The following is a 2,632-nucleotide window of genomic DNA, read 5'->3' as shown; positions in this document are numbered from 1 at the left end:
GAAATACCCTGATCGTAGTTATAGTTTGTGGAATGCGGAAATTTTGAGCGTGAAGCGTATATCGAGTGGGTCTTCGAACTATGATTTCGTGGTAAAGGTGAAATACGATACGTTTACAGGCCCGCATAATCCACCTGAAGGACCCGTGGTGATTACCTTTTCCGTAACAAATAATGTCAAGGTTCTCAATATGGAAGGATAATGAGTAAATAAAAGCTCTAGAATCAATCTTAAGGATTTTTATTCTCTGTACATGTTTCTCTTTGTATGTGATAAAAAAATGAAAAATAGAGGGATTTGAATGTTTCTCCTAATATTTAGGATAACTAGGGGGACAATAAGCTCAACTAAATTTAATTGGAGGCATACAAATATGAAAAAGTATTTATTTTTATTTTCATTAGCTGTTATGTTTTTTGTTTTCAATAGCAATATAAAAGCTAATGCTTTAACTTTTAATCAACTTCCTAACACTCAAACATCTGACCAGTGGAATGTTGAAATAGACAAAGTGAAATTTAGCGATCCACGAGATATAAAGCCTAAAAAAGGCGTGTATCAAACTTATAGCATTACAATTAAGAATACTAAAAATGATGTATCAGATGTAAGAGTTGAACTTTTTAGAGATGAAGAAAACTCTAATATTAAATATGGAATTGTTAATTTAGAAAAAGAAACATTGAACAGAAATGACAAAGATCCTTTTTGCTTTGCGAATTTTCCACTTTCTGAAAAAGCCAAAGAGCTAGAAGTAGTGATTACCTGGAAAGAAAAAGGAAGCGATAGAAACTATCAAGAACGATTTACTTTTAATCAAAATTAACACATAAACAAATCAAAGACCGTCCATAATTTATAAGGTTATGGACGGTCTTTTCTATAGATTACTTCGTAAGCTACATAGATAACGAACAAAGCTATGAAAGTAATTCCTATTTCTATAAACGATCCACAGAGTATACCTTCAACACATATCTGGCCATTATAAAAGATACTCCCATACTTAACACCTCCTATATATACCGGTGTTAGAGTATATGTTGACATATTTCTTTCTAGTCAACATAAAACCGATTATCGGAAATAATTTTGTAGTAAAAGAAACTTATTTCATAAGATCAATCCCAAAAGTTGAACATAACTTCTCCAATAGTATTTGGTTTCCAATAAAAGATTTGTTCTAACTCACTACTGTTCAGGTTATTCTTATTTTCTAAGCTTACTTTTCCTTTGCTGTTTCTTATATCTAAAGGTTCATTAAGTTCTTCTTTACTTAGAACTTTATAGAATGGCATAAAACCCTTTGATAACACAGGATCATCAATAAAATTAATATGTTGAAATTCAACAGTAGAAGCAAGAGCGAGAAAAGGATAATATGCATTGAGTAACACGTATATCTCTCGATTAAAAACATTTACTTTTACCTTTGAAAAATTACTTGTTAAATTTTCCTCATCAATCTTTAATATATTCCCTTGATTTCTTCTGATTAAATTGAAGCATATACTTTTAAAATGGTTATCATCTATTTCATTCGGTTTATTATCTATTGAACTATAAAAACCCGTTACTCCATTAGGAAGATTCATTAAATAAATAACTCCTTTTAAAATGCTTAGATATGTTTATTTTAAATATATAAGGAGTTCAATTCTAGTTACCATAATGTGATTTCTCGGTAGAAGCATGATAAAAAGTCCTAAAAAAGGACTTTACATACTAATTACACTCTGTTAGAAATTACACCAGTATACAGTATCCATTGATGATGAGATATCCTTTACCTCATGAAATTCAATTAACATATCTTTCAACCTACTCCCAGTACGTGAGTTACTATCAACATCGTAAAATTGATAAACGTTTACTTGATATATTCCATTTTGAATCGAAATACGATAATTTGAACAATTTTGATCAGGAACCTTTCTATGATTAAATTGAGCAGCCATTGTTAAACAGTCATAATCCACTAAATACAATTCTTTATTGGTTACACGTATATAGCCTTGTGCTTTTCGATAACTCCCCTTTACTTTGTTCTCTTGGTTTACAGTAACCTTAACTTTCCAAGAATGTTCTATTCCATTTACAGACATTTGAAACACCATAATATTCGCATTCTTTGTTTCTTCTCCAAAATGTTTTAGTAGTTGGTTAAGCGACCAATCCACATCTACAAATGACATATATGTATCTGCATTGGCGATACCGATAAAAGTTGTATCTCCAGATTTCATTTTATATTTCATACTCTATCTTTCCCTTCTCCATTAAAACCCTCTTTTATTAACCGTTATTCTTAGCAATTAAGCCTTTTATTTTCTATTTTTGCAATTGCAGGTACTGTTTGTAAAGTACTCTACCAATAATTCATTCTATTACTTTTATGATTTTAATTTGAAGAAGAGTAGTTGTAGAAAAAGCATGATTCTTATTGATTTTCTCTGTTTTAGAATGCATATCGTATACAATCTTAGTTAACATAATCACTCTTTCCGGAACCAAGCAAGCAAAAGAACCCTTGGGGCAGTAAGATTTCACCAAGGATTCTTTTTCCGGAGTATGCATCTTTTTATACACTGTTCATTTATCAACGTTTTTTCAGTAGGTGGTTGAGAAACTA

4 protein-coding genes are annotated in these 2,632 nt (G+C 30.6%); 2 read left to right on the top strand and 2 right to left on the bottom strand.

Annotation, left to right across the window (positions count from 1 at the left end; genetic code table 11):
- Positions 1-202: DUF3888 domain-containing protein (locus AC1D0Y_RS29370; protein ID WP_477708439.1), on the top strand; the 202-nt coding region annotated here is incomplete at its 5' end.
- Positions 203-373: 171 nt separating this feature from the next.
- Positions 374-826: a hypothetical protein gene (locus tag AC1D0Y_RS29365; RefSeq protein WP_477708438.1), complete on the top strand. Its 453-nt coding sequence runs from the start codon at positions 374-376 to the stop codon at positions 824-826.
- A gap of 295 nt (positions 827-1,121) precedes the next feature.
- On the opposite strand, the gene AC1D0Y_RS29360 is transcribed toward AC1D0Y_RS29365, so the two are convergent.
- Together AC1D0Y_RS29360 and AC1D0Y_RS29355 are read right to left on the bottom strand one after the other, a co-directional pair.
- Positions 1,122-1,595 carry a hypothetical protein gene (locus AC1D0Y_RS29360; protein WP_477708437.1) on the bottom strand — a complete coding sequence of 158 codons (474 nt, stop codon included), beginning with the start codon at positions 1,593-1,595 and terminating at the stop codon, positions 1,122-1,124.
- A 144-nt stretch (positions 1,596-1,739) separates the two neighbouring features.
- A complete protein-coding gene (locus AC1D0Y_RS29355) occupies positions 1,740-2,258 on the bottom strand; it encodes a hypothetical protein (protein ID WP_477708436.1) in 519 nt (172 codons plus the stop codon).
- Positions 2,259-2,632 lie beyond the last annotated feature (374 nt).

It is taken from the genome of Priestia sp. P1_B12_1 (assembly GCF_056406695.1).
Note: the sequence above shows the minus strand (reverse complement) of the source record. Positions and strands in the feature narration are given on the sequence as shown.

What these genes read in the sequence shown, in the direction of transcription:
- AC1D0Y_RS29360 (WP_477708437.1), bottom strand. Translation starts at nt 1,595, where the DNA reads ATGAATCTTCCTAATGGAGTAACGGGTTTTTATAGTTCAATAGATAAT.
- AC1D0Y_RS29365 (WP_477708438.1), top strand. Translation starts at nt 374, where the DNA reads ATGAAAAAGTATTTATTTTTATTTTCATTAGCTGTTATGTTTTTTGTT.
- AC1D0Y_RS29355 (WP_477708436.1), bottom strand. Translation starts at nt 2,258, where the DNA reads ATGAAATATAAAATGAAATCTGGAGATACAACTTTTATCGGTATCGCC.